Below are 25745 nucleotides of genomic sequence, written 5' to 3'. Positions count from 1 at the left end.
AGTAGGAATTATTGTTTGGTGTTTGTTATCAGGTTATATCCTGATGGTGAAACAAAGTCTGCAGCTATCCTCATACCTTGTCTAATTGATTGACTTAATGGTGCGATAGCTGGCGTTTATCGTGCATCGGCCAGAATTGTGATGGTGGTCAGATTTTACCCGCCTTTAACCGGCTGATAACGAGAGTTCTCCCCACAACAGGCTAATACTTGCTGTTCACTATCTGAGAGGGCGCGACTCCATGAAACAGCTGACCAGCCAGATCCATGCGTTTGGCAAAGCGTTGATGATGCCAATCTCGGTCATCGCTGCCGCGGGTATTTTTCTCGGGCTGGCGGCGGCGATGCAGAACCCGGCGGTGACCGGCGAGGCGTTTGCGCAGATGCAGGTGCCGCAGTTAATCATTGGATTTATCCGCAAGGTCGCCGGGGCGCTGTTTGCCAACCTGCCGGTCTTCTTTGCAGTGGCGAGCGCCATCGGACTGGCGAAAGCGGAAAAACCTACCGCCGCCTTTGCCGCGGTGATTGGCTATATCGTGATGAACGTTGGTATCAGCGCCACGCTGGCGGCGAAAGGGATTACGGCAGCCTCCACTACACCCGCCGCGCTGCAGCAGGCGGGAATGGATCAGACCACCGCCATGATGACCTCGGCGGAATATATCAACATGCTGGGCGTTTTCACCTACAACATGAGTGTGCTGGGCGGGGTGATGGCCGGTCTGATCACGGTGGCGCTGCACAATCGTTTCTATACCCAGCAGCTGCCAACCGCGATCAGTTTTTTTGGCGGACGGCGTTTTGTGCCCATTGTCACCGTGGTCTGCCTGCCTTTAGTTGGGGTGCTGCTGGCGCTGATCTGGCCGACCATTGGCGACGGCATAGCCTGGATAGGTCAGATGATTGGCAAAAGCGGCCAGTATGGCGCGTTTCTGCTGGGGGCCTTTGAACGCATCCTGATCCCCACCGGCCTGCATCATATCCTCAACGAAACCGTGCGCTTCACGCCAATTGGCGGCATGGCGGTGGTCGATGGTCAGACGGTGGTCGGTGCGTTGAACATTTTCAATGCCTCGCTGACCCATCCGGGATCAATACCCGATGAGACGCTGCGCACCGCCACGCAGTTTCTGGCACAGGGCAAGATTCCGGTGATGATGTTTGGTCTGCCCGCTGCGGCGCTGGCGATCTATCACACCGCGCGGCCCGAACATAAGCAGCGGGTCAAAGCGCTGGTAATGGCGGGCGCGCTGACTTCATTTACCACCGGGATTACCGAGCCGCTGGAGTTCTGCTTTATCTTTGTCTCGCCGGTGCTCTATCTTCTGCATGCTTTCCTGACCGGTCTGTCGTTTATGCTGATGTCGATGCTGCACCTGATGATCGGCAACGTGCAGGGCGGCGTTATCGATCTGGTGGTGTTCGGCATGCTGGGCGGCGCGAAAACCCACTGGTGGTGGACGCTGGCGCTGGGCGTGGTCTATGCACCGATCTACTACTACGCTTTCCGGCTGGTGATCACCCGGATGCATGTCGAAACGCCGGGCCGGGAGTCGGAGGATGAGAAACCGCAACAGGTCGCTGCGGATGAGCGGACGCAGGTGATTATCAGCGGACTGGGCGGGCAGGCCAATATCGAGGATGTCGATTGCTGCTTTACCCGTTTGCGGGTGCGGGTCAAAGAGATGAATCAGGTGGTCGATCAGACGCTGATGAGTACCGGTGCTAACGGGGTTAATCGCGTCAGCGAGCATGACATTCAGGTGATCTACGGTCCTCAGGTCGAGAAGATCGCTAACGAAGTGAAAATGGCGCTAGGTGTCGCGTAACGACAGTTCTCTTCAGACTTGATTACTTCGCTAACCGTCCGGCGCCCGCAGGCGGTTAGCACCTCTTCCTGCTCATATACTGAACACTGCCGTTCCGCTTATTGTAACTAAAAAAAGTACAGCCCTAATGGGGCGCACCTTTTTGCCGATATAGCGACTAACCCTGTTTATTATCGGAATGTTGCAATGTCGTTAAAAAAGTCCTCCCTGATTATCTTTTCCTTCCTGCTGGCGTTGTTTCTTACCAGCGTGGCAATCAGTACGTGGCTGCTGATTCAGAGCAATCACTCCCTGAACGCGGTCAACAAAGAGATTCGCGTGGTGCTCTCGGTCATTGACCCGATCAACCACAGCCGTACGCTGCGTGTCCGCCTGATGGAGTATATGAAGGAGATTGAGGGCAGTGATGCCAGCAATCCCGCCACGCTGGACAGCGTGCGGACGGTGGCGGGTAAAGCCGATGCCGCCTTCCAGGCCTATATGAATGCGCCGCGTCTGCCGGGCGAAGAGGCGGAGGCAGATGCCTACAGCCAGGCTTATCAGGCCTATCGTCAGCAGGGGTTGCAGCCGCTGATTGATGCAGCAGAGGCGCACGATCAGGTGCGTTTTAAAAATCAGATCCCGACCGTGGTTCGTCTGGATCGTCAGTATGAAATTATTCTGGACCGTGTTCTGGCCCAGCACGAAACCTACGCCAAAAAGCTCAACAGCGACGCACAGAGTCACTTCACCTCTGGTATTACGTTGCTGGGTCTGTTTGGCGTGCTGTTTTTCGGCATCATCATCGCCATTTACATCTTCATGAAGCGCTATGTCCTTTCGCCAATCAATGAAGCGCAGGAGCACTGCAAGCTGATTGCGGCGGGCGTGCTGGATGCCACCGTGCCGGTGAAACCGGGTTCACGCAGTGAAATTCACATGCTGATGGGTTCGCTGGAGCAGATGCGCAGCGCGCTGACCGCCATTATTCTTCAGGTGCGTGATTCAACCCGCTCAGTCTCTACCGCCTCGCAGGAAATTGCTGCGGGCAACATCGATCTCGCCTCGCGCACTGAACAGCAGGCCGCTGCGCTGACGGAAACCGCAGCCAGCATGGAGCAACTGGGCGCAACGGTGAAACAGAACACTGAAAACGTGTTTGAAGCCTGCCGTCTGACCAGTGAAGCGGTGAAAAACGCGGAAAGCGGCGAAAAAGTCTCGCAGGAAGTGGTGACATCGATGGCGCTGATTAATGCCAGCTCGAAGAAGATTGAAGAGATCACTACCGTTATCGATAGCATCGCTTTTCAGACTAACATTCTGGCGCTGAACGCGGCGGTCGAAGCCGCCCGTGCGGGTGAGCAGGGACGTGGTTTTGCGGTCGTTGCAGGAGAAGTGCGTAACCTGGCCCAGCGCAGCGCCACCGCCGCGAAAGAAATTGAGGGGCTGATTGCAGAATCGGTCTCCATCATTCACGCCGGCTCAGACCAGGTCAGCCGGACCGGCGAGGCGATGAGTGCCATTATCTCATCGGTCAGCCGCGTGAATCTGCTGATGGAGCATATCTCTACCGCGTCTGATGAACAGAGTCGCGGCATCGGTCAGATTGAGCAGGCGGTTACCGAGATGGACAGCGTGACCCAGCAGAACTCGGCGCTGGTGCAGGAATCTGCGGCGGCGTCGGCCTCACTGGAAGAGCAGGTGCAGTACCTGACGCAGTCGGTCTCGACTTTCCGCCTGGCAAACAGCTGACTGGTTTCTTCCGCGCTGCGTCTATGCAGCGCGGAATGCTGTGATGAGTCTCGTCTGGCAGAGAAGAGCATGTTTGATTCAGCGCCTTGTGGCTGAGGTATAATGGGCGGATTATACGGCTTTCCACTGAACACGGGGTTGTCATGCTAATCAGCACAGAAAGTGCCCGCAGCAACAGCGCCGATACCCGACTGGCCTGCACGCTGGCCGCTGCCGCAGGCGCGCTGAATACCGCCGCCTTTGAGATTGTCGGTTTCTTTTCAGCTAACATGACCGGGAATGTCTCGCTGCTGTCCGATCATCTGGCAAAAGCGAACCTGGTGCCTGGCCTGTTTTTTCTGTCGATCGTGCTGCTGTTTATTGCGGGCTCCATGTTTTCAACGCTGATAATTAATGCCGGGCACCGCAGGAATATCCGTACTATCTATGCCTTCGTTATTCTGATTGAAGGCATCGCGCTGATGACGCTGGGCGTGATTGAGAATCACTTTCCGCCGCTGTCGCCCGGTGTGGTGTTGATCATGAGCCTGAGCTTTTTAATGGGGCTGCAGAATGCGGTGGTCACGCGGATCTCCAATGCCCGGGTTCGCACCACCCATATCTCCGGCACAGCGACTGATATCGGGATTGAGCTGGCGATGCTGTTTGAAGTGTTGCGGCGTAAAGCCTCACCGAAAGATGCGCCGCTCTGGCCGGGGCGGTTGCGGCTGCACAGTCTGACCCTGCTGTCTTTCCTTGCAGGCGGCGTAGCCGGCATCGGGCTTTACCGACTGCTCGGCTACGATTTTCTGTTGCCCATAGGGTTCGGGTTAATCTGCCTGGCGCTGAATGCCCTGGTAACTAAGCCAGTAAACCAAAGGGTTTGAAACGGTGATTTTGCGGTTATCGCTGCGTTTCAGATAACCGTCGCGCGTAGCTCTGATTTATTTGTCCCGATTGCGCCGATGATCCGTGCGGTTAAAAGATCATAGCCCGCGCAGGGTAACATTGAGCCTTATACTCTGGTTGATACTGCCATTGAGACAGTCACGCGAACAGTCTTAAACCTGCTGATGGATAATTAACATCGACATTAAACAACTTATTTACCTGTGTAATTTGGAGCGGGAACGCCATTTCGGCCGGGCCGCGGAAGCCAGTTTTGTTACACAGCCAACCCTCTCCATGCGCCTGAAAAATCTTGAGCGCGAGCTGGGCCTGCCGCTGATTAACCGCAGCAATAACTTTGCCGGATTTACGCCAGAGGGCGATCGCGTGCTGGCGTGGGCGCGGGAAATTGTTTCGGTCTATCAGGGGCTGAAGCTGGAAGTGGAATCACTGAAACATGGGGTAAACGGCACACTGAGGGTTGGCGTGGTGCCGCAGTGCAGCGTGGCACTGCCGCTGCTGCTGAAAGCCGTGCAGGCGCGTTATCCCCAGCTCGATTACCGCATTGCGGTACTCAGTGCTGATCAGCTGCTGGAAGCGCTTAACAGCCACACTGTGGATGTCGGCATTGGCTTTTTTGAGATGGCGACGCTGCGGGAGCTTCATTTCCAGACTGAGATGCTGGCCGATCGCGGCGTTGAAGCCGTATTCCATCCTGACCACTTCCCGGCGCTGGTGGGAGAAACCCCGCTGACGCTGGACGAACTGGCACAACAGCCGCTCTGCCTGGCAGAGCCAACACGCTATTTCCGCCGCTATCTTGATATGGCCTTTCGCGAGGCGGCGCTGGTGCCGCGGGTTATCGTGGAGAGCGCCTCAATCATGCAGCTGATGCAGTGTGCTCAGGTCGGTCTGGGGTTGCTGGTCTCGCCGGTGGGTCATCTGCTGCCCGCATCACTTCAGGGGTTACAGCAGCGCGGCATTACGCTGCCGCCGATGGCGCGCCAGGCGGCGCTGGTGATAGCTGAGCCTGGCCGTGCCACTCCGCTGGCACAGCACTTTTTCGACGAAGCGCGCGGTCAGTTGCCGGTCTAGCTCAGGCTACTGCGCCTCGCCCAGCGCGTAAAACAGGCGACTGTTCCAGTTGCCTATCGCTACGCTCTGAATCAGCGCGAATAGCGCCTCAGGTTCCCAGCCGGCTTCCATCAGCGGCTGCAGATGGGCCGCACTGAAACGCTCGGGTGAACGGGTCAGCTGCGCCGACAGCGCGACGATCTGCTGCTCTTCTCCTTTTAAATTCGTGTCATCGACACCCTCAATCAAAACCTCATTCCCGGCCAGCAGCCGGAACGCCCAGCGGCTGCCAAGAATACGGGCGGCTGTCGCTTCCGCCAGGGTGTTTTCCTGTGAGAGATGCTGACGCAACTGCGCCCAGCCATAGAGCGCCGATGGGTCATGGGCCAGCAGCCATACCGCGTCCTGCATACCGGGCAGCGTCTGACAACGGGTAACGGCAGCGAGCTGCTCTGCACTGGCATACCGCAGCTCCAGCGGCTTCAGCACCGGCTGCCAGTGGGCTGGCTGGTCAAAACCAGTGGAATCTGCATCAGGTGGTGCGGTGCTACCGGGCAGCCAGCGTACCGGCTGGGCCTGCAGCGCCTGTAATCCGGCGACGACGCGCGCCTGATAACTGACAAAGCCAATCAGCTGATTCAGCGTCACAATATCGGGTTCGGTCAGGCCGACCGCATCCAGGGCGGTGATGGCGCTGGCACCGATCAGCTCAGGCTGCATCGCCAGCTGGCGCGCATACTGCGTAATCTGAGTCAGGCGATTATTACTCTCGCGTGAAGAGTCAGGGCCAGGCAGCGGATTGAGGCGGGCAGAGTAGTGATTACACAACCGCTGCACACCCGCGACCTGCGCCACGGTCAGCGCGGTGCTGAGGCGGTCATAAAGCGTTAAGGTGTGCGTCAGCGAGGTGACAACGCGATCGGGGAACAGCAGCTGTGCCAGATCGCGCGCCGCCAGCAGAGCCGGCTGATGCGTGCGCAGCAGTGACTGCACTACGGCGTCACTGGCGTGGCATCCCAGCAAAAAACGGTCATCGATATGGGCGGCCTCTGGCACCAGCGGTGCGGCCTGCGTGGTACGTGGACTGGTCTGGCTCTCGTAAAACCAGTGGTTATGGCCTGGATAGCGGCGTTGTTCCATGATCAATCCTTTTGCAAATTCGGGTTCGGCATGCAGGCGGCAGAATCTGAAAATGCGCATAAACCGAAGGGCAGGCTTATCGTCGCTGATGGCCAGTCCGGGGCAAAAGATTGATAGGTGATAATTAATAGCGTTACGGTATAACGGCAGCGAAATCAGGCGGGAAGGGCAGGATGGGCATAAAGAGAAGGGCGAGCCAGGCTCGCCCTTGCAGAACTTATTTCAGTTCCAGTTCGTTCATTGCGGCGATGCTGAAGCCGCCATCAACGTGTACCACTTCACCGGTGATGCCGCCAGCCAGGTCAGAGCAGAGGAATGCTGCTGAGTTGCCGACATCTTCAATGGTGACGGTACGGCGAATCGGGGTAACCGCTTCGCAATGTGCCAGCATCTTACGGAAATCTTTGATGCCTGATGCAGCCAGGGTGCGGATTGGACCGGCAGAAACGGCGTTAACACGCACACCTTCCGGGCCCATGGCGTTCGCCATGTAACGCACGTTCGCTTCCAGCGACGCTTTCGCCAGACCCATTACGTTGTAGTTCGGAATCGCGCGCTCAGCACCCAGGTAAGAGAGGGTCAGCAGCGCAGAGTGTGGATTCAGCATCTCGCGGCACTCTTTGGCCATCGCGACGAAGCTGTAAGCACTGATGTCATGCGCGATTTTAAAGCCTTCGCGGGTAACGGCGTTCACGTAGTCGCCAACCAGCTGCTCGCCAGGGGCGAAACCGATAGAGTGAACGAAACCGTCAAATTTCGGCCAGGTTTTTGCCAGTTCAGTGAACAGAGATTTGATGCTCTCATCTTCGGCTACGTCACATGGCAGCACGATGTCTGAACCCAAATCTTTAGCAAACTCTTCCACACGACCTTTTAACTTGTCGTTCTGGTAGGTGAAAGCCAGTTCTGCGCCCTGTTTGTGCATCGCCTGTGCAATACCGTAGGCGATGGAAAGTTTACTGGCAACGCCAGTAATCAGAATGCGCTTACCGGAAAGAAAACCCATAGCTGTAATCCTTATGGTCATTGTAGTTGGCGGCCGCATGGTTAAAAAGTAAGCGACCGACGTTAATCGACGTGCGGATTCTAGCACGTCTCTCATAAATCAGGTAAATCGGCCCGCAATTTCCGCGATATGCAGCAAAAATCAGCGCTCGCGCCGCCAGGCTTCGGCACTGAGTGCTTCGCCAAAATGGCTGCTGATCAGGCGCCGTGTCAGATCGTGCAGCGGGGAGGCGAGCACATCAGCCGTGCCGCCGCGCTCGACCACTTCGCCCTGATGCATCACCAGCACTTTATCGCTGATGTGCTTCATCATGCCCAGATGCTGGGTGACATAGATGTAGGCGATTCCATGTTTCTCCTGCAGCTCCAGCATCAGATTTACCAGCTGGGAGCGCATGGTCATATCCAGCGAGGCCAGCGCTTCATCGGCCACAATCACTTTAGGCTGCAGGATCAACGCGCGCGCCAGACCCAGACGCTGTTTCTGTCCAGGTGCCAGCATGTGTGGGTAATATCCGGCGTGATCGCGCAGTAATCCCACCTGACGCAGGGTGGCGATAATACGTTTCTCGCGCGCTTCTGCATCCAGTTCGGTATTAAGTCGCAGCGGAAATTCCAGAATCTGACTGATGCGCTGACGCGGATTCAGTGAGGTTGAGGGATCCTGAAAAATCATGCGGATGCGCTGACTGCGATAGCCGTAATCGCCAAAGGTCAGCGGGTGGTCGTCAATCAGAATCTCACCTTCGGTGGGGGCAATCATGCCGCTGAGCATCTTCGCCAGCGTGGACTTGCCGGAACCGTTTTCACCGATAATCGCCAGCGTCTGTTTTTCGCGCAAGGTAAAGCTGACAGACTTTACTGCCTCAACGTGCTGACGGCGGAACAGGCCAGTGCGATAGCGAAAAGTTTTACTCAGGTTGCGCACTTCCAGCAGGGTCTCCATATTACTGGCCCTCCATATTCAGCGGGAAATGACAGGCAAAGAGATGTGTTTTACTGCCGGTGAGGCGCGGCGTTTCGACACATTTACGTTGCGCGTAAGGACAGCGTGGCCCCAGGCGGCAGCCTATCGGCAGGCTCTCCAGTGATGGGATCGCCCCTGACAGCGTATTGAGACGACTTTTGTGCGGCAGCGCGCGGCCAAAATCGGGCATCGCCCGAATCAGCGCCTGCGTATAAGGATGATGTGGCGTGCTCATTAAATCTTCGCTCTGAGCGGTTTCCACCGTCTGACCGCAGTACATCACGTTAATACGGTCCGCCCACTGGCTCATGGTGCGCAGGTCGTGGCTGATCAGCAGAATAGTGGTGTTATTATTCTGGTTCAGGCGGCTCAGCAGGCGGAATATCTGCGCCTGCGTTGTCGGTTCCATCGCATTGGTAGGTTCATCGGCAATCAGCAGACGCGGCTGGTTAGCCAGCGCAATGGCAATCATCACTTTCTGGCATTCGCCTTCGGTCAGCTCATAGGGAAAGCTGCGCATGATGTCTTTATGATCTTTAATGCCGACGCGATGCAGCAGTTCAATAGCGCGGGTTTTGCGCCAGAACCAGAAGCGTTTCAGCCAGGGGCCTTTATACGTCCAGCGCGGGATAACCTGCATCAGCTGACGGCCAATGCTCTCGGAGGGATCCAGACAGGATTGCGGCTCCTGAAAAATCATCGAGACGTTATGCCCGATAATGCGACGGCGCTCGCGCGGGGAGAGACGCAGCAGGTCCACATCATCAAACACCATGCGATCGGCCGTCACACGCCAGTTATCGTTGGTCACGCCGCAGATAGCCTTGGCGACCAGACTTTTACCGGAGCCGGATTCACCGACCAGCCCCCGGACTTCACCTTCGCCCAGCGTCAGATTGACGCGATCGACCGCTTTGACCGGCCCGTCAGCGGTCATAAATTCAATGGTCAGATTACGGATATCAAGTAACGGCATTTATTCCACTCCCGCTTCGACGGCGCGACGGATGCCGTCACCGAGCAGGTTAACAATGAGTACGCTGACCATCAGCGCTACACCGGGCAGCATCACGGTCCAGGGCGCAACGTAGATCAGCTCCAGCGAATCGCCCAGCATCGCGCCCCATTCCGGCGAAGGCAGTTGCGCGCCCAGGTCAAGAAAGCCGAGTGCGGCAATATCCAGAATCGCCATCGACAGCGCGCGGGTAATTTCGGTAATCAGCAGCGGCAGAATATTGGGCAGGATGGCGTAGCGCAGAATATTACGACCTCTGGCACCGTCCAGGCGTGCGGCAACCACATACTCTTTTTCCAGCTCATCATGCACGGCACTGTAAATTTCGCGCACCAGACGTGGCATCAGCGCCAGCCAGACCGCCAGCAGTGCATGCTCAAGACGCGGCCCGAGAAACGCCACCACGATAATCGCCAGCAACAGCGACGGAAGAGAGAGCAGGGTGTCCAGCACATGGTTCATCACCGCCGAGCGAATGCCGTGCGTCATGCCCGCCAGCACGCCCAGCACCAGCGCGCCCAGCGTAGCGAACAGCGTCACCAGAATCGCGGAACCCACCGTCGGACCGGCACCGCTCAGCAGGCGACTCAGAACATCCCGGCCCAGATCGTCGGTGCCAAGGAAAAATGAGACATCGCCGTAGCGCGACCATGACGGTGGCAGCAACTGATATCCCAGGAACTGCTGATCGATACCATAGGGTGCCATGAAACCGCCAAACAGGCAGAGCAGCATCAGTGCGCCAAAGCCATACAGGCCGACCATCGAAATTGGGTTGCCATAGAAATGATGCCAGCTCTGACGAAACGCGCTGGGCAGGCGTTTTTCGGCGTAGATATTATCGGAGGGCATACGTTTTCACTTTACTATCCTTAAGGCCGGGCAATATTGCTTCAGAAAAATCAGTCATTTTAGTTACTTGCCCCGTGGGTCTGCTTTATGTTGCTTTGTCATTGAAAACTCTGAACAGCTTTAATTTACAGGGTTTGTGTACGCCTTTGCGAATACGCAGAAAGAATGTACCTGTCGCTTATCGAAACCAGACACAGTAAAGCGCCGCGATAAAACGAAGGTATTCCCGAACTCGTCCAGCCTGCATGTCAGCCTCTCCCTTACTGGCGAAGTGACATTTTCAACCGTTATTGCTGGTAGGGTAAGCCCGTTCAGCTGACTATAGGGGATTATCCGTCGAGATCCCCGTCACAGGCAAGGAAACGGCTTCAGCAATTTCGGCGCTGGGTTACAAAGAATTACAATCCGGGCCATCAGGTGTTCCATGACAGGCTGCAAAAATGGTGGCAAATCCGACAGAACGTTAAGACTCACATAAATCAGCAAAACTTCCTGGATCCTATTCAGCCGGTCCTGGGGCAAAGGGGAGTGAATCAAATGATTAAGAGTAACGTGATGGGAAGAAAGCCGTTCGCTCAGGTCAGAAACGGGTCTGTCGGATACCTTGCCGCCGTTACCGTCGCTACAGCGTGCCATGCAAACGGACAGGGATAAGTGATGTTAATCGAATCCGGTCAGCCGCTGTCAGCCACTGTCAGAGCACTCGGGCAAAAGGATCCATGTGTGAACCCTGATGACGGTAGCGAACGCTGATGAAATAAAAAACTGCGATTTTTAAGCGGTTTTTGATGTGGGTGAGAAAAAGCGGTGAGTAATATTCAAAGTGTATGTTTTATGGTTTTTATATAAACGTAATATTTAATTAATAGCTCTGATAGTTTGTGTTTTTATGTCGTCACCTTAAAATTATGTTTTTCTTAACACTTCACCTTTGTCGGCTGGCTTATTTTTTATGGGTGCGTTTCGCTTGAAGGGTTTTAATTGCCGGGTCTTTCCGGGTGCGCTTGCAAACATCAGGGGTGCTTCTGGAATAAATATTGCAACACGACTATGGCCGGTATAACTTATTTATACTGGTTGCCATCTATAAATAGAGTTATCCAGAAGGATATCATGGCCGAACATCGTGGTGGTTCAGGTAATTTTGCAGAAAACCCTGAGAAAGCATCTGAAGCGGGTAAAAAAGGTGGACAGAATAGCGGAGGTAATTTCGCTAGTGACCGTGAAAAAGCTTCAGAAGCCGGCAAGAAAGGTGGCCTGAATAGCCACAGCGGCGGATGTAAGTCTGAATAATCTGATCTTCTGCTCAGGCCGCAGGCCCCGGCAAACCAGTCGGGGTTTTCACGTTTCAATGTTTCTTATATACGTAGTTTTCACAATGAAAGTATCTGCCCTGAATAAAATTCCTGCCGAAAATGCACGGTTTATTCGCGGTGATTAATGTGTTTACCTGCGTTAACTATCCCAGTGATTATAAAAAAATTTTTCTTCGCTTGCTGGATTGTCATAACAGATTAAACGAAGCAGGCCTGAAAAGAGAACGTGTTAAATTAATCAGCCATTCACCGCGCGGAATCATTGTAATTTGGCAATCTCTGTTCGCCAGCAATTTATATTGAAATAATGCTGTCTGGACTTTGTCATTCACTCCCTGCCAGACCTGCTTCAATCTCTAAAAAATGCTTAAGTCATAAAGAGAATCAATGCTGAAAACGGTTGATATATTTATCCGGCGTGGCAACTGCAGCGTGAAGACCGCGATGATCAAAGGCTTCAATTTAGTCAGGAAACGTGCTGTCTGGCAGCGGAAGGCTGGACGCTCACAGTAATCACAACAACATCGTGAGTCATCCCGCTCTGCTTGCGGTTATCTCATGCGTAAATTATGTTTAAGTATCAGGATTTAATGGAAATCATTGCGTTGAATAAAAACAGTGGCGGTGTTGTACCTTCAGATATCCGTAATTCTCTTGGCCGCACGATGGCGTTTTTCCTTATGGCAACCGTGCTTGCTGTTGTTGTGATTAACATATTTACGCTCTGGGGATCGTGGCAGCACAATCAGAATGTCCGTGAAGATGATGCCCGTAACCTCTCTGTTTCTCTCGCCAAACAGGCAGAAGATGCCTTTCTGCAGGTGGATATTACGCTGGCGGATGCCGTCAGGCTGCTCAGCCTGAACGGGCTGGATTACGCGGCAACGCCCGTCTTCGCTCGTCAGCTTAAAGAGCAGCAGGGGAAACTGCGTCAGCTTCATGGGCTGTTTATTTATGATGCACAGGGTAAATGGATTGCTACGTCGGGCAACTACGTTCCGGCCAAAGGAAGCAATGCCGATCGGGACTATTTCATCTGGCACCGTACCCATGAGGATACCCGCGTAAGGATTGGCCGTGTTATCCGCAGCAGGTCTACAGGTGACCTTGTTATTCCGGTATCGTTGCGACTGAACGATTCAAAAGGCAACTTTGCCGGCGTCGCGCTGGCAACGGTCAAAGTAGACTATTTCCGGCAGTTCTACAGCTACTATACGCTGGGTGAGCGCGATGTTCTGGGGCTGATTCTTGCTGATACTTCTGTCCTGTATATCCGGCCCTTCCCGGATTCGGCTATCAACCGCAGCCTGTCCATGAGTCCATTATTTACAACCGTCCTGAAAACCTCTGCCAGTGGCAGCGCAACGTGGCGTTCTGCATTGGATGGGGTGGAGAGGGTGTATGGCTACGCCCGCCTTGAGCAGTATCCGCTCATTGTCACGGCGGGATATGAACTCGATAAGATCCGGAGCGACTGGTTCTCCGCCAATATCATCGACGTCATCCTGAACGTAGTTCTGCTTGTAATGATTTCCGGGATGGGGATGTTTGTTCTCAGACAGGTTAAAAAGAACGTAAGAAATCAGCTGGAATTAACACAGATCAGGGATGAGCTCACCACGATCAACCATACGCTACAGTCACTGGCATTGATTGACGGGCTAACCGGACTGGCTAATCGCCGCCAGTTTGATGCGATGTTAGATCAGGTCCTGAAGCGCTCTCAAAAATCGGGTGAACCCGTGTCACTAATCATGTTTGATATCGACTTTTTCAAGCGTTACAACGATACCTACGGGCATGTCGCCGGCGATACCTGTCTGCAGCGTGTCAGCGCCATTCTGAAAGAAATTACGCAGCGGCAGGATGCCGTGGTTGCACGTTACGGCGGAGAAGAGTTTGCCATTATCCTCCCTTCGGGTGGAGAAAGCATGGGGAAAAAGGTGGCGGAGCGCGCAGTAAACGCAGTTATGTCTGCCGGAATACCGCACGAAACCTCCGGTATTCCTGAAGGTATTGTGACCCTCAGCGCCGGATACAGTAGCCTGATCTCAAACGGACAGCCAGATGAGGCCAAAAGACTTAAGCAACAGGCTGATAAGGCGCTCTATGAGGCAAAACACAATGGCCGCAACCGGGTACATAGACTGAGTTAAATGAAATTCAGGATGTGATTAGTCGTCCTGCCCTGGCCGTTTGGGACTCTGGCGCCGCGCATGACCGGGCTGGGGTGACAAATCAATCGGCTGGATATTCCTGTGTCCCGGCGACGAAGGCGGCCTGACGCAGGTTTGTGCCAGAGGCTGACGTTGTTTCACCCTCCGTTAACGCCATCGAAAAACACTTACCCTCTAAGTCACCCTTCAGCTTTACCGATTTGGCCCGCGGATTCCCTTGTTCCTGTGAAGAGATGCCGGTAAGCGCTGGCTGGTTTTTGGCACAAAAAAGCCCGCCTTACGCAGGCATGAATTGCATCAAAAAAGGAAAATCGTAGCATCAGTAAAGGCGGATTCGCACACCATACAGTGTTCCTTTGCGATTGATAGTGACAAAAGATTTAATAGCGAAGCGTAAGCACGTTATGCTGGCAGGAGCTGAAAAAGGCCCGCCCGGACCAGGTTAGCTGAATGAACCTGATTGCTTACTTGCCATCAGCCCATCGGGTAATCTGATTATCGATTTTGTCGTCAAGATAATGCGTAACCCTGAATGAACCCGCCTTGAGTAACAGGGCAATGCATGCTGCAAAAACCAGTACAAGTAACACTCTGCTGAGACTCATAATCTTTTCCCTGATGAATAACCTGTGGTTTTTATACCAGAATTTGTAAAGTCTGGTCGCGATTTACAGAATCCTGCGGTGTCCCTGGAAATACAAACAGAAAGCCGTCCCGGCCACTACGGCTTCATCAGAGCACCAGACGCATAAGCTATTGAAGCTTTAAGGAACCGTTCAGAAAGGCGGCTGGATGTGCTTCTTTCCATTCCCGTGCGAGGTCAGCGTTATCCATAAATTTATAGCCTCATCCAATTTGAACGTCATTTAAACAGCCCGAATTCATACCGGCATGTATTAAAAAACTTTCCCGCGGCGCCGAAGCCCTACCGGAGGGCATACGTTTTCACTTTAAGACAGATGAGAGTGTTTGGTTTATTTTGATTTTTTCCATTAATAACAAAGCCTTAAATTGATGGAGTGGTGTTATTTGGTTTAACATTTTTTAATTTAGCTGAATTGAATTAACACATTTTGTGTACACTCAAGTGTACACGCTAACAGGGTGCTATCCCTAAGTAGCAAATCATGAATCAGCGTCTGGCCAAGATCATAACAGGAATAAATCTTTGAGCCGAACAAACATTAATATCGATAAAAAGGGAGTGTTTCGCAATTTCAATCGAATAAAATATATACAACTAAACATGCAAACCTAGCACAACGAATTATCGTTCCGTACCCCTCGATCATTGAGTATGCCAAACCGCGAATGCCTAACCCTTAAGTCGTTATGATGACATATTTGTCATAAATTGATTTTAAGGTTAGGTTGTGTTAACGTGGCATCGATAGTTCAAAAATTGGTGGAAAAATGATTTTAGATTTTGGTGCTAAAAATTTCTTCAGCTTTAAAGAGGGGTTTGATATTTCATTCCGCCTTGGTAATTCTTGCCCGTCTGATATATCTAATGGAAAACAATTTACTAATATTTTATGTGTGAAAGGTGCAAACGGTTCAGGCAAGACGAATATTTTAAAAGCTATTAACTTTATCTCTAGTTTTATTGTCAACTCATTTGATAACAAAGTTGATTCGTTGCTACAATTTGATCCTTACTTTACGAGCCAGGAAAGTACTGAGTTTTATGTATCTTTTGTTATAGATAATGTTGAATACCGTTATGAAGCCGAACTTAAGGATACGGAAGTAGTATCTGAGGTAATGTTCAGAAAAAATAAAAGAGATACTAAAATTTTCGAAAGAAAAGATAATAAAATCGTATTTTCAATAAAAGAGTTCGAAGCTTTAAAAAAAATGCCGAAATTAAGAAAAAACGTATCGGTAATAAGTATGGCTAATCAGTTTGACATTAAGTGCACAAGTAAAATCCATAGGAAATTTATGAGTGTGGTTACTAATGTCAGATATACAGGCTTAATTCAGGATACACATGAGATATCCTTTATTCATGAGTTTTATTACCATAACCCGGATTACTTCAACTTTGCAAAAGAATTAATAATCAAATTTGATCCTTCAATTTATGATATTTATATAAAAGAAAACGCCGATGAAGACGGAGTAAAGCGATATACCGCATGGTTTGTTTTTGAATTTGAAGGCGGGATGGATGTTCTGACGCTGAACCATCAATCTAGCGGTACTAAATCACTTTATAAGCAGTTAGGTTCTTACAAAGCAGTACTCGACATTGGTGGGCTGTTAGTGCTCGATGAGTTTGATATCAATCTTCATCCTCACATTCTTCCACATCTTTTGGATGTTTTTACTGATTCTGAACTAAATACTAGAAATGCGCAGCTTATTTTCACAACGCACAACACTGATATACTTGATTATCTTGGTAAGCATAGATCATATTTGGTGAATAAAGAAAAAACTGAGAGCTATTGCTACAGGCTTGATGAAATACCTAGTGATGTTCTCCGGAATGATCGCCCAATATCTCCTGCTTACAATCAAGGCAAAATTGGAGGAGTTCCTAAGTTATGAGTAAATCTTTTGGGAATTCTAGAACTAAAAAATTTCTTGTTGATCTTGAGCTTTTAGTTAGCCTGGACTCAGATGAGTGCAACTTATCAAATAGATGCAAATTTAATTTTTCATATTTTGATGCTAACCAAGAATTCTCTGGGAAGTTAGACGATTGGGATATAAATACAATCGTCGGTTTCTTTGACAAACTAATTGACTTTGGCAATAAATCGTTAGATGAATTACAGCAAGTTAGAATAGGAAGAAACAGGAGGGGGATGTTAGGGGTTTATGATTCTTTTCCTGCTAAAAGTAAATTTGACAAACCCAAAAATATTCCCCATCAAGTTCAGTGGGCGAGAATTAGGTTGGACCAGAATAAAAGATTGGTGGGGTTTGTTCTTCCAAAAGATTATGATGGGATTAAGCATCCTAAAACAGGGAGGCTTTATGATGCAAATACATTTTATGTCGTTTTCATTGATAATGACCATAACTTTTACCCTTTAAGTTAAATTTTCAGTAAGATACGAAAAATACTAAGCTATTCACCATGTTAAAAATAAATTAATTTCTCGCCCTTGAACAATTCAATTTGGTTTTAGTTTTTTTCATGTGAAATGAAAATATGAGGCATTCATTTTGCTATCAGATACTAAGCTCAGAAAATCGCTAGGTAAGTTTCGAAAAAAAGTTGAGGTTATATCGGACACACACGGCCTTAATGTCAGGCTATCGATTTCAGGAGGCGTAACATTTTTCTACCGTTATCGCTGGGAGGGTAAGCCCATTCAGCTAACTATAGGGGATTATCCGTCTATATCCCTGTCGCAGGCAAGGGAACGCCGTCAGCAATTTCGACTCTGGATTACAGAGGGTTATGATCCGAGGCGGCAGGTAGTCTTAGATAGAATGAAAAAAGTTGAGGCCATGACGGTCGAAGAGGCGTTCGACTACTGGGAAGAGCATTACTGCATACCCGAAGGGCTGATAAAGATTCACAAGAACCGGCAGAACTTCCAGAACCATGTTAAGCCCGTGCTGGGGCAGATGGTAGTGAACCATACAACCAAGAGCCACTGGCTTGGTCTGTTTGACGCAATGGGAAGAAGGGTAGTTACCGGCCAGATTTTGAGCCTGATGCAGCGCGCCTTCCGTTTCTGTCATAACAGAGGCGTTATCGATATAAACCCGCTGGCTGACTTACGGCGATCAGATGTGGCAATTGCCGCAGCCATGAAGGATAGGGTACTTTCAGATGATGAACTCAAAATTGTCTGGAACGTTCTGGATGATATGCCCGTTCGGCAGCAGATAGTCATGCGATTTTTGATGATGACAGGATGCCGGAGCACCGAGATCAGAACAGCTAAATGGGAATGGTTTAACTATAAAGAAAGGACCTGGACGGTCCCGGCCAGCGAGTACAAAACTGGGAAGACAGTCAGAAGGGCTATACCTGATGCTGCTATCGTAATGCTCAAGAAGCACCAAGAACATTCAATAACTCAGCACATCCTTACACGGTCCCGCTATAAATCGCCTGAAGACGACAAGCCACCAGCTCAGCCAAACATTGCTTTCTTTTCTCAGCAAATAGTTTTGAAAACCGGCATGAGGGAGTGGTCATTACATGATTTGCGCAGGACTGTGGCAACGCGCCTGTCTGAACTGGGCGCGCCACCGCATGTGATTGAAAAATTGCTGGGCCATCAGATGGGAGGGGTAATGGCCCGATATAATCTCCATGATTATCTGGACGACCAACACATCTGGTTAGATGTATGGGTCAAACACCTGGAGGGGGTGATTGGTCGGCAATTGACGTGATGTTTACCTCCTCTTCCCATTTCAATAGGTCAGACCCGCGCCAGCGCTTAGGGCTACCGCCAATAATAGGTTTGGGAAATGGTCGCTTGAAACTCGCAGGCATGCGTCCTGGCGTGCTCCAGAAATATAGAGTGCTCCGGGAAATTTTATAACGTGCCAGCACTTCACTGGTCACCATGATTTCATCCTGCAAAATTGTCTGACTCATAATCTTCTTCCTTCTAGCTAACCTGACGCTATGGGGCTGCTAAGCCGTGACAGGTCACAGCGTATCTATTTGAACGACTTCACTAACAGAGATAGGTGTAATGCTTTCTAACAGCAGGCGGGCTCGGGTTCCGCCTGCGCCCCCACGGCGGCCTGTCTCTTTATAATATTCTTTGCCACTAACCACCCACGTTGTGGCGTTCTGGTGTAATTTGACGCGCCTTTCCCCAGTGCGTGTGATGACCGTTCCTGTATGAGTTTTAACGGTCATTTGCACTATCCTTACCGGCATGAAATTGGGCGACTTTCCTCATATCTGCGCCTCCTTCTGAACGGAGCGGAAACATGCTGAGGAGTGAGTAGATGACAGTCTGATGCGCGCGCAGCGTTTCAGGTTGAGCTGCGAAACCAGCTTCGATGTGTAATCGCCTGGAGTGTTACAAATGAGGCGTGGTTGGGGATATTCGTCGAAAATTTTAGTAATCAGATCGTCAATGTCCTGGATCATAATCATTTCCTCGATTATGGCTGGTGGGCTACTGCAATAGCCCACAGCCGATTCTCCACACTAAAAAAATTTTGTGAGAGGGCGCAAACTCATATGGCTGAGAGCGTCCTTTCTCAAAGGAGTTTTATGGCAAAACGGATGTTCGCATTTACGGACGAAATGGTCAATAGTATTTGTTCGTTTTTACGGACGCAGAGCGGGTGGGGCCATTTCTATGGCCATTTTTGAGTTGTCAATTGAAGGGTAGTGTTATGGCAGTTTTGTCTGAACTGATATGCCAGTAGCAACGATCTGAGAAAGCGATTCCAGCTCAATTGTTTTATAGCCAGAATTCATCGGAGCCAGGTAGGCGCTGGGACCGTCAATCACTAGTTTTTTTATTACCGTTGAATTGCCAATGTTAGCCAAAACAATTTGACCTGATTTTGGTGGTTTATTGGGATCAAAAATAACGATGGCACCCTCTGGGATGAGTCCAGCCATTGAGTCATTATCCATTTCTACAGAGAATGCATGGGGGGATACGTCATCAGTAACGGCTGTCCATTCTGAAAATTTGGGATTTTGATTCATTAGATTTCTCCAGTCCCCCGCCTGCGCCAGCGAGACTAGAGGGATTTTCTGAAGCGACCTTTGATCCACCTCACCCCTGTTACTCCTTTGTGAGTAGTTTCCGCCATTTATTAACCATGTTTCCGTTACGTTCAGAATCTTGGCTAATTTGGGAATGTGTGTTGCAGAGGGGTTATTACCACCATTGACCCATTGGCTAACGGTGCTTTTTGATGCTCCGGTTCCCGTCACTATATCTCTGCTGCGCAAATTGAGTTCCTGCATTTTGCTGACAATGCGATCACTAATGGTTTGTGGAAATTGCTGCTTCATGGTTGTCCGTTTTTCTGAACTATTAATGTTTGAATTATTGACCAGATAACATCCGTTGGCTTAAACTCAATTTGTTCGCTTTTACGGATGAGAGGGTTATGAATAAATCTGAGGTTTTGAATTATTACGGTGGAGTTACAGCAACAGCGCGATTCCTGAACATTGCAAAATCCAGCGTCAGCGGTTGGTCAGATCCTATCCCATGGAAATTTGCGCTGCTGATTTCCGAGATTACAAAGAACGAACTCAAATTCGTGTCCAGCGATTATCCCGAACTGGTGCCGCTATTTGAACCACAGCAGGAGGTTGTCAGCCGTGGGCAATGAACCTAAATGGAAAGCCGAGCGCCAGCCAGCGTGGCTGATTACAGCGATCCGCAAAACTATCGCCGGTCTTGCTGGTGGATATTCCGAGGCCGCTGAGATTCTGGATGTTACCGAGGACGGCGTTCATAACAGGCTGCGCAATGGTGGCGATCAGTTGTTTCCTATTGGCTGGTCGATGGTATTGCAGCAGGCAGCAGGCAGTCATCACATTGCAAACGCCATAGCGAAAACCTCTGGCGGCGTATTCGTGCCATTGCCAGACGTTGAGCTGGTGGATTACGGCGATATCAATCAACGGCTGCTGGAGGCTATCGAACAGATCACCCGATACTCACAGCAGGTGAGGGCAGCTATCGAGGATGGAGTGGTTGAACCGCACGAACGCGAGATCATTGACGAGGAACTACATCGTGCCATTACCAAGTTACAGGAACACACGACGCTGGTTTACAGGGTTTTCTGTGCTCCAGAAAAGTGAGAACGCCGGGTTGCAGCCCAGCGTTCTCGGCGACTACATCAATTAGTGTGGAGAAATAATCGCGTGAATAATTTAAACAGATCCCCAGATTTTCCGCAATTCCGTTGCCTGCCCATGAGGGGCGGACGCAGTCGGCAACCATTCCGCTATTCACTCAAAGTACCCGATGTCCCTGATGTTGTTAACCACAGCTTTGTGGAGTGGGCTGTGGGGTTCTTTCTCGAAAAATCCAGCAAATCAGGGGGCTAAATGCCCCAGCTATCAGACGAAGTTATTCAGCCGTGGGTCGCGCGCTATGCCGATCCACGCGGTGTGATTGTTGAAACCATAGGCGTCGATGTAACGAACAAACGGGTGCTTTTCCGGCGTCCAGGTTACCCGTACGTCTGCGTCCAGCCCCGCAATCTATGGGGTCAGAAGTTCAGGAGAGTTAGTGATGAGCGTTAAGTTGTCTGCATACGTCTGGGACGGTTGCGCGGCGTCAGGTATGAAAATCACCAGCGTGGCCATCATGGCGCGCCTGGCTGATTTCTCCAGCGATGAGGGCATCTGCTGGCCGTCAATCGCAACCATAGCCCGTCAGATTGGTGCAGGCTCCAGCACTGTACGTACCTCAATACGCAAATTAGAAGCGGATGGCTGGCTGACCAGTACCACGCGGCGCAAGGGAAACCGTAACACGTCGAACATGTACCAGCTGAACGTTAGGAAACTGCGAGAAGCTGCCTATGCTTACCAGCCAGAATCTGACGCGTCAGAATCTGACACATCAAAATCTGATGCACCAAAAACTGACGCGTCAAAATCCGATGCACCAAATTTTGACCCCTCAAATTTTGACCCGTCGGAATCTGGCAAGAATACGGGTTTTCACCCGCCAGAATCTGGCGACGATCCGTCAGTAAATTCAAAACATGATCCATCAGATAAAAACCCTATATGTCCTGGAGCTACGCCCCCGGACGTTCTGCCTGTGGATAAACCCCTGTCTGGTGATACAGACGCGGTGGTGTGCAGCCCCAAAAGAACTATGTGGGGCAGTGATGAGGACTTGAAGTGCGCGCAGTGGATTTGGGAGCAGATCATCCACCTCTACGAAAAAGCCGCTGAGACTGATGGCGAACTGGCTAGACCAAGAGAACCTAACTGGACCGCGTGGGCAAACGACGTGCGCCTGATGTGCTCACAGGACCAGCGTACTCACTATCAGATTTGCAAGATGTTCAAACGTGTTCAGAGCGATCCGTTTTGGTGTCGGAACATCCTCAGCCCGTCAAAGCTCCGCGATAAATGGGATGAGCTGGTACTCAGGCTAGGGCCGGTTCAGCGATCAATCACAGACATTTCACCAGTCGATTACGCCACCCCGGCAGGGTTTCGCGGTTATTAAAGGACATCAAAAATGACTACGCTATCGAAAATTTACGACAATAAATCCAAAACTGAAACGGACATCACCACCCGCAAAACCTACCTGCTGGGCGTTGATGAACTCTATGTCGAGCTTGGTTACAACATCCGGGAAATCGATCAGACCCATATCGAGGAATTCCGCGATGCCTACATCGCTGGTGAACATGTGCCTCCGCTCGCTGTCCAGGTAACGGAGCAGGGCATAAAAATCATTGATGGCCACCACCGTTACTACGGGGCCAAACTGGCACAGGAGGCCGGGTATGACATCCGACTGGAATGCAAAGATTTCGTGGGCAGTGAGGCGGATCGGATCGCTTTCATGGTCACATCCAGTCAGGGGCGTGCACTGGAACCTCTTGAGCGGGCAGCAGCTTATCAGCGCCTGATTAATCAGGGGTGGGAACCGGCGCAGATTGCCAAAAAAGTGAAACGGTCAATCACTGACGTTGAAAATCACCTTGCGCTGCTAACGTCTGGTGATGAGCTGATTGCACTGGTTAAAAACAAGGAGGTCGCAGCTACTACTGCCGTCGCGCTGGTTCGTGAGCATGGTGCGTCAGCAGGCAGGGTTGCAAAAACGGAACTGGAAAAGGCCAGAGCGACGGGCAAGAAAAAATTAACCAAAGCCGCCGCACTGCCACAGTTCAGCTCAAAACAAACCCGTCAGTTGGTGAAGCTATTATGCAAACACTGCCAGGGAAAGCAGGACAAGGAGGGCACACGGATTACCCTGACGTTTGAAACTGAACTGCAGGCGGCTGAGCTAATGGATATTATTCAGACCGCTAGAAAACACTATGATTTCCAAAAGTAATTCAATAAGCACAACATACTCCAGTTACTACTATGAACCTATAGGCAGTATTCATGCGCAATGCAGCATTAAGTGAAACTGATATAAATACCTGATAATTATACTTTTTTGTGTGTTTGATAAGCGGGGCTAAAGAATTTATTAACTTTTAAGAAATGCTTTGCTAATGTAGCAGCACAGCCAAGAAAACATCATTATTTCATAAGGAAATGCACTTTGGTTAATGATACACACGCTCCTCGTCAGACATTGCAAGAACTGCTCAAGGCACTTCACAGCAAGTTTGGAGCCAATTTAGAAAGTTCTTTCGATGAGTCAACAATTCCTCTTTTGAATACTATTGACCTTAACTCCAGAGTTATTAGTGAATTCAAAACACTATTACAGAAAAACACCACTGAACAACATCGATTAGGCTGTGCAGAAATACTGGATGAAGTGTTTAGTGATTTCGCAATATCAATGTACCTAAATTGTGTTGGGCTTATTGTGCCCGCGCGTATGTCTATCAGGAGAGCGTTCGAACTTGCGTTAGCTACTGTTTACATGTGGGATATGCCCCAAGAATATTGGGGATGGAGAAAATGTGATGAAGACTTGAGCTTTTCTACCATGGTTTCCCATTTGAATTCATCAGGATATAATGTATATATATCGCAAATGAAAGGTGAGCCGGAATCTATCACTTTTTGTGATCAGCTTAAATTTCAGAAGCTCTATAGAATCCTGAGCAACACAGTGCACGGTAAAAGTGCTGATTTACCTGCATTAGCACCAGAACGATTCTCTACCATGTCTAACGGAATCTTAGAGCATTTAGAATTAATTGTGAGGACTCAAGAAGAAGTAATTAATCTTCTATTTGGTCGCTTTTATGATCTCGCACAAGATATTTATAGAACTTTCCCTCAAATTAAAAGATGCTAAATAAATGACAACATCAAACGTAAGCAATCAGGCAAGTGGTGAAGATCTACTGCAGACAGCAAGATGTGAAGATCTTCTTTATGATCAAATAAAGCAAGTGTCAGTATTAGGTGATTTTGAAAGACGAATTATCGACGCTTTAAAAGGCAGCGGCGCCAATCTTCTTGAAGGGGCGCGAGGTGTTGGTAAATCCATGCTGCTACGAATGGCTGAAATTGAATTAGACAAAGCATTTGATGCCGACAAAAAGCTTGGTGTATATGTAAATTTCAAGACCAGTACCTTACTTGAGGGTGTCAAAGCCGATGAGCGAGATGCTTTTCAAATTTGGGTTAATATCAAGATTCTAGAGGCATTACATGAAAAAATGCTGGCATTGAATTTAATTGCGAAGACTGGAGTTGCTGATCCTTATCAACGAGTATTTGGAGTATCATCAGTTCTCGAAACCAAAGCTATGTTAGAGGAAAAAATTCATCTACTTCAGAAACTCGCTTTTAATAGAAATTCAAATGAAGAAATATTAGGTCAAATAGGTGAGGATTTTTTAGCTAAAGCACAAGATACTAGTTTTTTAGTTAATATAATTAAAGACATTGCTGAGCTTTTTTCCTTAAATAAGATAATTTTCTTTTTTGATGAGGCAGCTCATACTTTTATTCCAGCACAACAAAATATTTTTTTTGAAATATTTAAGCTGCTTCATGGAGGAATGGTTGCTTGTAAAGCCGCAGTTTACCCAACAGTAACTAACTATGGCCGTAATTTTGAAGTTGGGCAGGATGCTATAGTTTTACCTGTTGTTAGGTTAGACCCCGGAGAAACAGGAAGAAGAGAGAATCGATTGCACTTTCGATCAATTCTTGAAAAAAGATTGCCAAAATCAAGCAGCCTAAGAAGAAAAATCTTCCCGAGAGGTGCTGAATTAGACCTTTGCATTGATCTTTCCAATGGAAATCCCAGAGCGTTATTACACATATTAAACAGTGCATTGGCTGGTAATGCTTCTTTATCAGAACGTTCTGTGGGGCTAGCAGTTCAAAACTATGTTGATCAAGCTTTGATACCATATCATCAGAGTCTTTCTAAGAGGCTGCCTAAGTATTCGAGTCATATCAGAGTTGGGTTGGATCTATTGAGAGGATATCTGATACCTGAAGTCAGAACAAAAAATCATAGAAAAACGAAAAGTGAATATCAGTCGGTTTTTTTCACATTGCAGCGTGATATGTCACCTAATTTAAAATTGGCTTTAGATATTTTAAGTTATTCCGGAATGGTCTCACAACTAGGTACCGTTAAAATAGCTGGTGGAACTGGACCTCGCTACATGATCAACCTTGCTATGATGGCTACTGAAAAAGGTTTTGACACATCTAAAACATCTGATGCTATTGCAAGAATAAGCCTTACTGACTATCGTGAGTTTTCATCATCGGACTCACAGATACAAACTTATTTAGATTCACTGTTATTACCTACAGAAACATGTTCACAATGTAACGCACCGCTTTCACAAAATGCTAAATTTTGTAGTGAGTGTGGTAACCCAGTTGTTGAGATCTCAATTGTAAGTACTTTGCTTGAGGAATCTATTGATGAATTATCTTTAAGTGAAAGATTAAAGGGAAGGATTCGTCCTAAATTTGCAACTGTAGGTTCAGTTGTACAAGCAAAAAGAGATGAGTTAATGGCAATTCCTTATATCAAAGATGTGCGCTCAAGAATCATCAAGAATGCAGCTGATGAATTCATTTCTGGCTAGTACTAACTAGATAGATATTTAATTAAATTATATATTTCCATTAAGAGGGGCTGGCTTTACAGCTGACCCCTCCTTATTA

Annotated in this window: 22 protein-coding genes; 16 read left to right on the top strand and 6 right to left on the bottom strand. The window is 49.5% G+C overall.

Features of this window, described 5'->3' with window-relative positions:
- Positions 1-241: 241 nt before the first annotated feature.
- The 4 genes from AC6I8C_RS10195 to AC6I8C_RS10180 all read left to right on the top strand — a co-directional run bounded on the left by AC6I8C_RS10195 (position 242) and on the right by AC6I8C_RS10180 (position 5521).
- On the top strand, positions 242-1828 hold the full coding sequence (locus tag AC6I8C_RS10195; protein WP_497822402.1) for a PTS transporter subunit EIIC: 1587 nt from the start codon (positions 242-244) through the stop codon (positions 1826-1828).
- A gap of 186 nt (positions 1829-2014) precedes the next feature.
- On the top strand, positions 2015-3559 hold the full coding sequence (locus AC6I8C_RS10190; RefSeq protein ID WP_497822401.1) for a methyl-accepting chemotaxis protein: 1545 nt from the start codon (positions 2015-2017) through the stop codon (positions 3557-3559).
- A 143-nt stretch (positions 3560-3702) separates the two neighbouring features.
- The gene (locus AC6I8C_RS10185; protein ID WP_497822400.1) at positions 3703-4425 is read left to right on the top strand and encodes a YoaK family protein; all 723 of its coding nucleotides are present in this window, start codon (positions 3703-3705) and stop codon (positions 4423-4425) included.
- Positions 4426-4624: 199 nt separating this feature from the next.
- On the top strand, positions 4625-5521 hold the full coding sequence (locus AC6I8C_RS10180; protein WP_497823333.1) for a LysR family transcriptional regulator: 897 nt from the start codon (positions 4625-4627) through the stop codon (positions 5519-5521).
- A gap of 6 nt (positions 5522-5527) precedes the next feature.
- Here the strand turns inward: AC6I8C_RS10180 and AC6I8C_RS10175 are convergent, their stop codons facing one another.
- The 5 genes from AC6I8C_RS10175 to sapC form a co-directional block, all read right to left on the bottom strand.
- Positions 5528-6640 (bottom strand): CMD domain-containing protein, encoded by a 1113-nt coding sequence (locus AC6I8C_RS10175; protein ID WP_497822399.1) that lies wholly within the window; start codon positions 6638-6640, stop codon positions 5528-5530.
- A gap of 217 nt (positions 6641-6857) precedes the next feature.
- Positions 6858-7646, bottom strand: coding sequence for an enoyl-ACP reductase FabI (gene fabI, locus AC6I8C_RS10170; protein WP_010244547.1), 789 nt, complete (start codon positions 7644-7646; stop codon positions 6858-6860).
- Positions 7647-7787: 141 nt separating this feature from the next.
- Positions 7788-8591 carry a putrescine export ABC transporter ATP-binding protein SapF gene (gene sapF / locus AC6I8C_RS10165; protein WP_013357993.1) on the bottom strand — a complete coding sequence of 268 codons (804 nt, stop codon included), beginning with the start codon at positions 8589-8591 and terminating at the stop codon, positions 7788-7790.
- Between the two features lies 1 nt (position 8592).
- Positions 8593-9588, bottom strand: a complete 996-nt coding sequence (gene sapD / locus AC6I8C_RS10160; protein ID WP_013357992.1) for a putrescine export ABC transporter ATP-binding protein SapD — start codon at positions 9586-9588, stop codon at positions 8593-8595.
- Positions 9589-10479: a putrescine export ABC transporter permease SapC gene (sapC, locus tag AC6I8C_RS10155; RefSeq protein WP_098050422.1), complete on the bottom strand. Its 891-nt coding sequence runs from the start codon at positions 10477-10479 to the stop codon at positions 9589-9591.
- A 1113-nt stretch (positions 10480-11592) separates the two neighbouring features.
- On the opposite strand from sapC, the gene AC6I8C_RS10150 reads away from it, so the two are divergent.
- From AC6I8C_RS10150 to AC6I8C_RS10130, 5 genes are all read left to right on the top strand, one after another.
- Positions 11593-11772, top strand: coding sequence for a con-10 family general stress protein (locus AC6I8C_RS10150; RefSeq protein ID WP_497822398.1), 180 nt, complete (start codon positions 11593-11595; stop codon positions 11770-11772).
- 592 nt (positions 11773-12364) lie between these two features.
- Positions 12365-13951 carry a sensor domain-containing diguanylate cyclase gene (locus AC6I8C_RS10145; RefSeq protein WP_497822397.1) on the top strand — a complete coding sequence of 529 codons (1587 nt, stop codon included), beginning with the start codon at positions 12365-12367 and terminating at the stop codon, positions 13949-13951.
- 1434 nt (positions 13952-15385) lie between these two features.
- The gene (locus AC6I8C_RS10140; protein WP_497822396.1) at positions 15386-16528 is read left to right on the top strand and encodes an AAA family ATPase; all 1143 of its coding nucleotides are present in this window, start codon (positions 15386-15388) and stop codon (positions 16526-16528) included.
- A complete protein-coding gene (locus AC6I8C_RS10135; protein ID WP_497822395.1) occupies positions 16525-17025 on the top strand; it encodes a hypothetical protein in 501 nt (166 codons plus the stop codon). The genes AC6I8C_RS10140 and AC6I8C_RS10135 overlap by 4 nt, the downstream gene beginning before the upstream one ends.
- A 127-nt stretch (positions 17026-17152) precedes the next feature.
- Entirely contained in the window at positions 17153-18340 is a 1188-nt protein-coding gene (locus AC6I8C_RS10130) for a tyrosine-type recombinase/integrase (RefSeq protein WP_497822394.1), read from the top strand.
- Positions 18341-19304: 964 nt separating this feature from the next.
- Here AC6I8C_RS10130 and AC6I8C_RS10125 read toward each other — a convergent pair.
- Positions 19305-19940: a LexA family protein gene (locus AC6I8C_RS10125; RefSeq protein ID WP_497822393.1), complete on the bottom strand. Its 636-nt coding sequence runs from the start codon at positions 19938-19940 to the stop codon at positions 19305-19307.
- A gap of 98 nt (positions 19941-20038) precedes the next feature.
- Here AC6I8C_RS10125 and AC6I8C_RS10120 point away from each other — a divergent pair, with 98 nt between their 5' ends.
- The 7 genes from AC6I8C_RS10120 (at position 20039) to AC6I8C_RS10090 (ending at position 25666) form a co-directional block, all read left to right on the top strand.
- Complete coding sequence (locus AC6I8C_RS10120; protein ID WP_497822392.1) at positions 20039-20266, top strand: Cro/CI family transcriptional regulator; 228 nt, start codon at positions 20039-20041, stop codon at positions 20264-20266.
- Positions 20256-20744: a YmfL family putative regulatory protein gene (locus tag AC6I8C_RS10115; RefSeq protein WP_497822391.1), complete on the top strand. Its 489-nt coding sequence runs from the start codon at positions 20256-20258 to the stop codon at positions 20742-20744. The genes AC6I8C_RS10120 and AC6I8C_RS10115 overlap by 11 nt, the downstream gene beginning before the upstream one ends.
- A gap of 249 nt (positions 20745-20993) precedes the next feature.
- Positions 20994-21191 carry a DUF4222 domain-containing protein gene (locus tag AC6I8C_RS10110; RefSeq protein ID WP_497822390.1) on the top strand — a complete coding sequence of 66 codons (198 nt, stop codon included), beginning with the start codon at positions 20994-20996 and terminating at the stop codon, positions 21189-21191.
- Positions 21181-22134 carry a helix-turn-helix domain-containing protein gene (locus tag AC6I8C_RS10105; protein ID WP_497822389.1) on the top strand — a complete coding sequence of 318 codons (954 nt, stop codon included), beginning with the start codon at positions 21181-21183 and terminating at the stop codon, positions 22132-22134. The genes AC6I8C_RS10110 and AC6I8C_RS10105 overlap by 11 nt, the downstream gene beginning before the upstream one ends.
- Before the next feature lie 12 nt (positions 22135-22146).
- Entirely contained in the window at positions 22147-22974 is an 828-nt protein-coding gene (locus tag AC6I8C_RS10100; protein ID WP_497822388.1) for a ParB/RepB/Spo0J family partition protein, read from the top strand.
- 216 nt (positions 22975-23190) lie between these two features.
- Positions 23191-23901, top strand: coding sequence for a hypothetical protein (locus AC6I8C_RS10095; RefSeq protein ID WP_497822387.1), 711 nt, complete (start codon positions 23191-23193; stop codon positions 23899-23901).
- Between the two features lie 4 nt (positions 23902-23905).
- Positions 23906-25666, top strand: coding sequence for a zinc ribbon domain-containing protein (locus AC6I8C_RS10090; protein ID WP_497822386.1), 1761 nt, complete (start codon positions 23906-23908; stop codon positions 25664-25666).
- The last annotated feature ends 79 nt before the right edge of the window (positions 25667-25745 follow it).

The sequence above is a fragment of the Pantoea sp. X-Soil-YNGN-844 genome (assembly GCF_059730595.1).
The sequence above is the reverse complement of the archived record's forward strand: the minus strand, read 5'-3'. Positions and strand labels throughout refer to the sequence as shown.

Coding starts and splice junctions, on each gene's coding strand:
- AC6I8C_RS10195 (WP_497822402.1), top strand. CDS start 242: ATGAAACAGCTGACCAGCCAGATCCATGCGTTTGGCAAAGCGTTGATG.
- AC6I8C_RS10190 (WP_497822401.1), top strand. CDS start 2,015: ATGTCGTTAAAAAAGTCCTCCCTGATTATCTTTTCCTTCCTGCTGGCG.
- AC6I8C_RS10185 (WP_497822400.1), top strand. CDS start 3,703: ATGCTAATCAGCACAGAAAGTGCCCGCAGCAACAGCGCCGATACCCGA.
- AC6I8C_RS10175 (WP_497822399.1), bottom strand. CDS start 6,640: ATGGAACAACGCCGCTATCCAGGCCATAACCACTGGTTTTACGAGAGC.
- fabI (WP_010244547.1), bottom strand. CDS start 7,646: ATGGGTTTTCTTTCCGGTAAGCGCATTCTGATTACTGGCGTTGCCAGT.
- sapF (WP_013357993.1), bottom strand. CDS start 8,591: ATGGAGACCCTGCTGGAAGTGCGCAACCTGAGTAAAACTTTTCGCTAT.
- sapD (WP_013357992.1), bottom strand. CDS start 9,588: ATGCCGTTACTTGATATCCGTAATCTGACCATTGAATTTATGACCGCT.
- sapC (WP_098050422.1), bottom strand. CDS start 10,479: ATGCCCTCCGATAATATCTACGCCGAAAAACGCCTGCCCAGCGCGTTT.
- AC6I8C_RS10150 (WP_497822398.1), top strand. CDS start 11,593: ATGGCCGAACATCGTGGTGGTTCAGGTAATTTTGCAGAAAACCCTGAG.
- AC6I8C_RS10145 (WP_497822397.1), top strand. CDS start 12,365: ATGTTTAAGTATCAGGATTTAATGGAAATCATTGCGTTGAATAAAAAC.
- AC6I8C_RS10140 (WP_497822396.1), top strand. CDS start 15,386: ATGATTTTAGATTTTGGTGCTAAAAATTTCTTCAGCTTTAAAGAGGGG.
- AC6I8C_RS10135 (WP_497822395.1), top strand. CDS start 16,525: ATGAGTAAATCTTTTGGGAATTCTAGAACTAAAAAATTTCTTGTTGAT.
- AC6I8C_RS10125 (WP_497822393.1), bottom strand. CDS start 19,940: ATGAAGCAGCAATTTCCACAAACCATTAGTGATCGCATTGTCAGCAAA.
- AC6I8C_RS10120 (WP_497822392.1), top strand. CDS start 20,039: ATGAATAAATCTGAGGTTTTGAATTATTACGGTGGAGTTACAGCAACA.
- AC6I8C_RS10110 (WP_497822390.1), top strand. CDS start 20,994: ATGCCCCAGCTATCAGACGAAGTTATTCAGCCGTGGGTCGCGCGCTAT.
- AC6I8C_RS10105 (WP_497822389.1), top strand. CDS start 21,181: ATGAGCGTTAAGTTGTCTGCATACGTCTGGGACGGTTGCGCGGCGTCA.
- AC6I8C_RS10100 (WP_497822388.1), top strand. CDS start 22,147: ATGACTACGCTATCGAAAATTTACGACAATAAATCCAAAACTGAAACG.
- AC6I8C_RS10090 (WP_497822386.1), top strand. CDS start 23,906: ATGACAACATCAAACGTAAGCAATCAGGCAAGTGGTGAAGATCTACTG.